Consider the following 7284-nt stretch of genomic DNA (forward strand, 5'->3'; position numbering starts at 1 on the left):
GCGTCCCGCGGCGACGCCGGGGCGTCTGACGGTGTCAGAGGTCGAGCACGAGCCGAGCGGTCGAGCAGCTGCCGACGCAGATCATCATCGAGGTGCCGCGGGCCCGTTCCCGTTCGGTGAGGATCGTGTCCCGGTGCACCGGGGTCCCCTCGAGGACCTTCGTCTCGCAGGTCCCGCAAAAGCCCTCCTCGCAGGAGGACATGACGTCCGGCCGGACCGTCCGGACGGCCTCGAGTATCGACACCCCGACCGGGACCGGGACGGTCTCGCCCGTGCCGGCCAGCTCCACCTCGAAGCCGCCGTCCCCGGTGACGGAGACCGTGTCGTCGACGCCGCCGCTCGGGTCGGCGGCGAAACGCTCGAACCGGACCGGCAGCTCGGGGCGGGTGCGCGCGGCGACCTCGTCGAGCGCCGTCAGCAGCCCGGGCGGCCCGCAGCCGTAGACCGCGGAGGCCGCCGGGGCCGCGGCAAGGATGTCCGCCAACGGAAGCGAGCCGTCGACGTCGTCGCTGCGCAGCGAGACCTCGCCGCCCGATGCGGCGGCGAGCCGCCGCAGCTCGGCGGTGAAGGCGAGTGTGTCCGCGCGCCGACCGCCGAGATGCAGCTGCCAGGGAGTGCCCTCCCCGACCGCGTGGCGGACCATCGCGAGCAGGGGCGTGACTCCGATACCGCCTGCGACGAACACGTAGGAGGCGGCCGGTTCGAGGGCGAATCGGTTGCGCGGTCCGCGGATCAGCAGCCGTCTCCCGACCAGGCCGCTGGTGTGGATCTCCGCGGATCCCCCGCGGCCGTCCGCGTCGTGCAGTACCGCGACGGTGTACTCGGGGTCGTCGGTCTCGCCGCACAGCGAGTACTGGCGCACCAGCCCGGACGGCAGCACGAGATCGACGTGCGCGCCCGCCGTCCAGGCCGGGAGCGGGCCGTCGCCGCGCAGACGCAGCGACAGCACTCCCTCCGCCTCGTGGCGGGCCTGCGTGACCAGGACCTGGTGCGTGTCGTCCCCGCTCACGAGGACACCTCCGCGAGACCGCCGTCGCGGGCGCCGCCGCGAAGGACCTGCAGGAACGGTAGGACGAGCCGCATGTCGTCGAGGACGACGACACTGTCCGCGGCCTCGCGCACGGTGGTCGCCGAACGCTCGGCGGCCGCGGCGGTCCACCGGGCGCCCGGGCTCACGACGACGGCACCGAGCAGGATGCCGTTGGCCCGCGCGGCGTCGCCGATCCGGATGACCACCTCACCGTCGACGCGGGCCAGGTCGTGGGTGAGGACGACGACCACGTCAACGGCGTGCACCGCGTGTTCGAGCGGGCTGCTCACCGCGGCCGAGCTCCCCGCGGCGGGGGCGGTGTCCGGGACCGCCAGCTCGTCGTCCGCGACGGTGATGCCCTCCAACTCGGACGGGTCGCGGCCGTCGAGCCAGAGCCGAGCAGTGGGATCGAGCGCGACGAGCAGCACGGACGCTTCGTAGGATTGTCGGGTGGGGATCGACGTCATCGTCGGCGACCCTCCTTTCCGGGGGAAGGATCAGATGGAGACGAAGTCCTCGCCGGGCTTCACGGTGAGAGCCTCCTGCGCCCCGTCCTGGAACGGGACCGACTTGGGCAGCAGCACCGAGGCGGACCGGACCCGGTGGTGCTCGGCGCTCTCGCCGGGCAGGTCCGCGGTGTCCTCGGCGGCGTCCTCGGCCGCGGCCAGCAGACGGCGACGGGCCAGGATGATCGCAGCGTCGCTGGTGCCCAGACGCTCCTTCGTGCGGTCGACGATCGGGCCCATGCTCTCCTGCAGGGAGAAGTCCTGGGCGGCGATGCCCTCGACGCCGGAGAAGCTGCGCTTCTCGCGCTGGGCCTTCCGGTCGACGAGGTAGTCGTTCCCCCTGTTCGCGACCGTGCGGTAGGTACCCGGGATGTTGCGGGAGTGGATCCCGTCGCCGCGACGCATCGACTCCAGCTCGTCGTCGCGCAGGTCGCGGGTGGGGTGGTAGTTGATGCTCCACGCCCAGCAGGTCTCGTCGTCGATCGGGACCCAGGCGTGCGCGCCGAGCGGGTTGTGCGTCCCGAACGGCGGGATGATCGTGTACCAGGGCATGATCCACTGGGTGATGCGCCAGTAGTAGCGCTCGTCGTCGACGTTGCGCCGCGCCCCGATCAGCAGGCCCCCGTCGGACTCGATGACCTCGAACTTCGGTCGGGTGTCGGCCTTGAGGTAGGTCAGGCCCTCGGTGCCGGCGTGCATCGGGTCGTCATCCATGTTGAACCGGTGCGCGAACGACACATGACTGGAGTCGATGCCACCCTCCATGGCCTGCATGTAGTTCGTCTCCTGGATGCGCTTGGACACGAACACCCGGGAGCCGGGCAACGTCGCCCACTCCAGCTCCGGCAGATCGGGCTGATGTTCGGGCGGGCCCATGTAGGTCCAGATGACGCCGCCGCGCTCGACGCACGGGTACGCCTTCTGCTTGATCTTCTCCCGGAACCGGCTCTCCGGCGGCTCCGAGGGCATGTCCACGCAGTTGCCGTCCACGTCGTACTTCCAGCCGTGGTAGGCACAGCGCAGCCCGCACTCCTCGTTGCGGCCGAAGAACAGCGACGCCGTGCGATGGCTGCAGAACTCGTCGAGCAGGCCGAGTCGGCCCTCGCTGTCGCGGAAGGCGATCAGCCGTTCGCCGAGCAGCTGCACCCGCACCGGCGGGCAGTCCGGCTCCGGGATCTGGTCGGCCTGCAGAGCCGGGATCCAGTAACGGCGCAGCAGGGCACCCATCTCGGTTCCCCGGTCGGTACGGACCAGGCGTTCGTTCTGTTCGCGCGTCAGCACGGTGGTGGTTCCCTTCGGGCGGGTGGCGGGACGAGGTCAGCTGGTGGTGGGGCGCACGACGACGTGCGGGGACCGCGGCCCGTCCCCGACCGCGAGACGGGCGAGCATGTCCCCGACGTCGTCGAGCGGGACGTCGGCGACGGGAATCCGCTCCAGGAGCGAGCCCCCGGCCGCCAGCGCCGCGATGGCAGCGCGGACGGCCTCGGGCGAACGACCACGGACGGCGTGCACCGACAGCCCGTGACGGATCATGCGGGCGGTGTCGATCGGGACGGCCGCGGGCGCCTTCGGCGAGGTCAGCACGAGCCGGCCGCCGTGGCCGAGCAGCGTCAACGCGGGCCCGACGACCTCGGGCGCGCCACCCGTGGTGTCCACCACCAGATCAGGACGCTCACTCTCGAGCCGTGCTGGGTCGTCGGTGACGACCGGGACCGCGCCGAGGGCTTCGGCGATGCCCAGCCGCTCGGCGTCGCGGGCCAGCCCGGTGACGACGACGCGCTCCGCACCGCCGGCCAGCGCGGCCGCTGCGACGGCGAGGCCGTGGTAGCCGGGCCCGAGCACGACCGCGGTGTCGCCGGGGCGCAGGCCGCCCGCCCCGGAAGTCCAGTCCAGGGCGTTGGCGTACGGCAGGACCCAGGCGGCCAGCTCGTCGTCGAGGGCATCCGGAAGGCGGTGCAGTACGGCGTTGGCGGGCAGGTGGAGGTACTCGGCGTTGCCACCGAACAGGCCCGGGTACTCGGTCAGCGGCACGGTGCCGATCCGGCGGCCGCCGGTCCAGATGTCGGTGTCCGGGCAGAGCCGGTACGGGCCGGTACGGCAGGTCGGACACGAGCCGCAGGGCAGGTACTCCTCGATCACGACCCGATCCCCCGGGCCGACGCCCCAACGCCGCGCGGCCGACTCCCCCACCGCGGCGATCGCGCCGACAACGTGGTGTCCGAGCACGGTCGGCTCCGCCACACCCCGGTCCTGCAGCGCGACGTCGGTGCCACAGATCCCGGACGCGGCCACGCGCAGCCAGCCGGTGTCCGCGCCGGGCGCGATCACCGGCATCTCCCGGACCTCGCACCCGCCACCGGGCAGGGCGACGCTCGCTCGCGCGGTGGCGGGGAGCACCGGTGTCGACCGAAAGGCACCCATCGTGATCTTCTCCTTTACTATCACTCTGCGATAGTTTATTATCGCTGTGTGATCTCAGTAGAGTAGGTCGCGTTCCAGGAGGCGTCAATGGAGGAACCGACGATGGCTACCGCGAGGGCCGGCGCAGACAGTGGACGGCGGGCCCTGGACGTTCTGTTCGCGTTCACCGAGCAACGGCCGGTGCTCGCTGTGCGGGAGCTGGCCGAGATCCTCGACATCCCGGCCCCGACCGTGCACCGCTACGTGGCGCTGCTACGGGACATGGGCCTGCTGGAGGAGTCGTCGCGGGGGCGCTACCACCTGTCGATGCGGGTGGCCGCGCTCGGCCGCGCCGCGCGCCGTGCCGCGCCGATCGTGGACACCGTCGAGCCGCTCATGCGGGCACTCTCGGAGCGGACCGGAGAGTCGGTGCTGCTGATGCGCCTGGTGCACGGCGCACCGGTGTGCATCCACCGGGTGGAGTCACCGAGCCGGTTCCGGCTCTCGTTCGAACCGGGCCAGCTCCTCCCTGCGCTGCGCGGTGCGAGCGTGCGGCTGCTGCTCGGTGCGCTGGACCCGGAAGGCCGACGGCACTACGTGGACGAGGCGCTGAAGTCCGGGGCACTGCCGCCGGTGAACGGACGCGACGGCTACCTCGGCGAGGTCGAGCGCGACGTCGCACGCGGTTGGGCGGTCAGCAACGAGGAGATCGACGAGGGGGTCTGGGCCCCCGCCGCCGCGGTGTACGAGGACGGACGGATCGTCGCGGCGATCTCCGCACCGTGCCCCGTCTTCCGCGTCGACGACGCACGCCGTGACGAGATCGTCGAGATGGTCCGCAAGACCGCGGCGGCGGCGTCGGACGCGTTGGGGAGCTGACCCCGCGAACGAGGACTGGTGCGTTCAGGAGGCGGACCGCACTCGCCGGGAGGAAGTTGGGACCGTCCTGCGTTGTTGCGCAGTAGGACGAGCTCATGTTGAACGAGAGGTACTGCCGTGTCCCTGCCCCTACCGTTGTCGATCCTCGATCTGGCCACCGTCGCCAAGGGCGAGACCACCGCCCAGGCGCTGGAAACCACCACGACGCTGGCGGAGCGAGCGGAGGACTGGGGTTTCCGGCGGATCTGGTACGCCGAGCACCACAACATGCGCGGCATCGCCTCGGCCGCGACCAGTGTGCTCATCGCGCACGTCGCGGCACGGACCGAGCGGATCACCCTGGGCTCCGGCGGCGTGATGCTGCCCAACCACTCGCCGCTGCAGATCGCCGAGCAGTTCGGCACCCTCGCCGAACTCCACCCCGGCCGCATCGAGCTCGGCCTGGGACGTGCTCCCGGCACGGACCAGGAGACCGTGCGCGCCCTGCGACGTGACCCCGCCGCGTCCGACCGCTTCCCGCAGGACGTCCAGGAGCTGCAGGCGTTCCTCGGGAACGACAGCCTGGTCCCGAACGTCAACGCCTACCCGGGCCACGGCACCGGCGTGCCCCTGTCGATCCTCGGGTCCTCGCTCTACGGCGCCCAGGTCGCCGCCGTGCTCGGCCTGCCCTACGCGTTCGCCTCGCACTTCGCGCCGGACGCCCTGGAGCGGGCCGTCGCCCTCTACCGGCAGGAGTTCCGCCCGTCGGACCAGCTCGCCGAACCGCGGGTGCTCGCCGGGGTCAACGTCATCGCCGCCGACTCCGACGACGAGGCGAACGCCCAGCTCCGCCAGATGCAGCGCGACCGGCTGCGCCTGTTCTCCGGCCGGCGCGGGAGCTCACTGACCGACGCGGAGGCCGACTCGGTGCTCGAGAGCCCCGCGGGCGAGCAGATCCGGTCGATGACCCGGTACAGCGCCGTCGGCACACCCGACACCGTCGTCCGCTACCTCGAGGAGTTCGCCACCCGGGCCGACGCCGACGAGCTCATCGTCACCGGCCCCGCCCCGGAGCGCGAGAGCTGGTGGCGCAGCTGGGAGCTGCTGGCGTCGAAGGTCCAGAACGCGGGCTGAGGCGGATCGGTCGGGGTTCAGCGGTGCCCGGCCGGGCGGTGGGTCCGGAGCGACGCCGCCGTCCGGTCCCCGGGGTCCCCGGCCTGCGCGAGCAACGCGAGTGCCTCCTCCGAGGGTGACCCGGCGGACGTCGTCACGACGATCAGGTGCTGGTCCGGCGAGCGGAGGACGGCGAGCGTCTGCTGGGTGACCGTGACCGCGCCGACCACCGGGTGGTGCAGGTCGTAGGACGCGGCATCGCACGGGGCGATCCGGTGATCGCCCCACATCGCCACGAACTCGGGGCTCTTCATCGTGAGCTCGCCGATCAGGGCCGCGAGATGCGGATCGTCCGGGTACCGGCCGACGGCGATCCGCAGGTTCCCCACGACCGCGCGCGCCTTGCGCCTCCAGTCCGTGTAGAGCTCGCGGCAGTGCGGGTCCAGGAACATCATCCGGCTCATGTTCGGCCGGTTCGCGGGGTCCTCGGGTAAGTCCGGGTCGAGGTGACCGGCGAGCAGTGAATGCCCCGGCCCGTTCCAGGCCAGCACGTCGGTCCGTCGTCCGAGCACCAGGGCCGGGGCGCCGCCCAGGGCCCGCATCAGGTCGAGCGTCTCGCCGGCCACCTTCTCCGGGCGCGGACGGCGCACCCGCGGTGCACGCCGGGCGGCGACGGCCAGCCGTTCGAGGTGCTCCCGCTCGTGCGTGTCGAGCCCGAGGGCGCGCGCGATCGCGTCGAGCACCTCCGGTGACGCACCGCGGGACAGTCCCTGCTCGAGCCGCGTGTAGTAGGACACGCTGACCCCCGCCAGCTGCGCCAGCTCCTCCCGGCGCAGGCCCTGCACCCGCCGCCGCGGGCCGACCTCGCGCAGCCCGACGTCCTCGGGCCGCAGCCCGGCCCGCCGCGCCTGCAGGAACTCGCCGAGGGGAACCGATCCGTCCATCCCGTCAGTGTCCGCGGCCGGGCGCCGCGCAGCCACACCCCGGCAGGGGTAGGACCGGCCGGGAGTGGTTGTCGCCCGCTCCGCGCAGGACTCTCGGCTGCACACGACCCGGCCCACCACCGCGGCCGGGTGCGACCCCGAGGACGGACCGATGGACGAGATCACGCTGGGCGACGTCACCGTCACCCGCATCAAGGAGTACTACGGGTCGGTCGGGATGGACCCCGCGACCTTCTTCCCGGGCAGCCGGGACGAGGCCTGGGCCGAGCACCGCGACTGGCTGGCCCCCGACTTCTGGGACCCGGCGTCACAGGACTGCGTCTCGGCCGTCCAGACCTGGCTTCTGCGCAGCGAGGGCCGCACGATCCTGGTCGACACCGGCGTCGGCAACCACAAGGACCGCCCCTACGCGCCGGTGTGGAGCCGGCTCGAC

Annotated in this window: 7 protein-coding genes and 1 pseudogene; 3 read left to right on the forward strand and 5 right to left on the reverse strand. The window is 72.5% G+C overall.

Translation table 11 applies throughout. The features are described from left to right. Positions 1-34 precede the first annotated feature (34 nt). The 4 genes from I4I78_RS09800 to I4I78_RS09815 are packed head-to-tail and all read right to left on the reverse strand — an operon-like array spanning position 35 to position 3957. Complete coding sequence (locus I4I78_RS09800) at positions 35-1009, reverse strand: PDR/VanB family oxidoreductase (RefSeq protein ID WP_218610933.1); 975 nt, start codon at positions 1007-1009, stop codon at positions 35-37. After that, positions 1006-1497 carry a hypothetical protein gene (locus I4I78_RS09805; protein WP_218610934.1) on the reverse strand — a complete coding sequence of 164 codons (492 nt, stop codon included), beginning with the start codon at positions 1495-1497 and terminating at the stop codon, positions 1006-1008. The genes I4I78_RS09800 and I4I78_RS09805 overlap by 4 nt, the downstream gene beginning before the upstream one ends. A 30-nt stretch (positions 1498-1527) precedes the next feature. Then, a complete protein-coding gene (locus tag I4I78_RS09810) occupies positions 1528-2817 on the reverse strand; it encodes a Rieske 2Fe-2S domain-containing protein (RefSeq protein ID WP_218610935.1) in 1290 nt (429 codons plus the stop codon). Between the two features lie 36 nt (positions 2818-2853). Further along, the gene (locus I4I78_RS09815; RefSeq protein WP_218610936.1) at positions 2854-3957 is read right to left on the reverse strand and encodes an alcohol dehydrogenase catalytic domain-containing protein; all 1104 of its coding nucleotides are present in this window, start codon (positions 3955-3957) and stop codon (positions 2854-2856) included. Positions 3958-4059: 102 nt separating this feature from the next. Here I4I78_RS09815 and I4I78_RS09820 point away from each other — a divergent pair, with 102 nt between their 5' ends. Together I4I78_RS09820 and I4I78_RS09825 are read left to right on the forward strand one after the other, a co-directional pair. Beyond that, a complete protein-coding gene (locus I4I78_RS09820) occupies positions 4060-4815 on the forward strand; it encodes an IclR family transcriptional regulator (RefSeq protein ID WP_218610937.1) in 756 nt (251 codons plus the stop codon). A gap of 117 nt (positions 4816-4932) precedes the next feature. Continuing rightward, positions 4933-5928: an LLM class flavin-dependent oxidoreductase gene (locus tag I4I78_RS09825; RefSeq protein WP_374225858.1), complete on the forward strand. Its 996-nt coding sequence runs from the start codon at positions 4933-4935 to the stop codon at positions 5926-5928. 17 nt (positions 5929-5945) lie between these two features. Here I4I78_RS09825 and I4I78_RS09830 read toward each other — a convergent pair whose 3' ends face one another. Next, a complete protein-coding gene (locus I4I78_RS09830) occupies positions 5946-6851 on the reverse strand; it encodes a helix-turn-helix domain-containing protein (RefSeq protein ID WP_218610938.1) in 906 nt (301 codons plus the stop codon). 151 nt (positions 6852-7002) lie between these two features. On the opposite strand from I4I78_RS09830, the pseudogene I4I78_RS09835 reads away from it, so the two are divergent. Then, a pseudogene (locus tag I4I78_RS09835) lies at positions 7003-7284 on the forward strand (MBL fold metallo-hydrolase); the annotation flags it as partial.

This window comes from Pseudonocardia sp. KRD291 (assembly GCF_019263595.1).
GTDB lineage: Bacteria > Actinomycetota > Actinomycetes > Mycobacteriales > Pseudonocardiaceae > Pseudonocardia.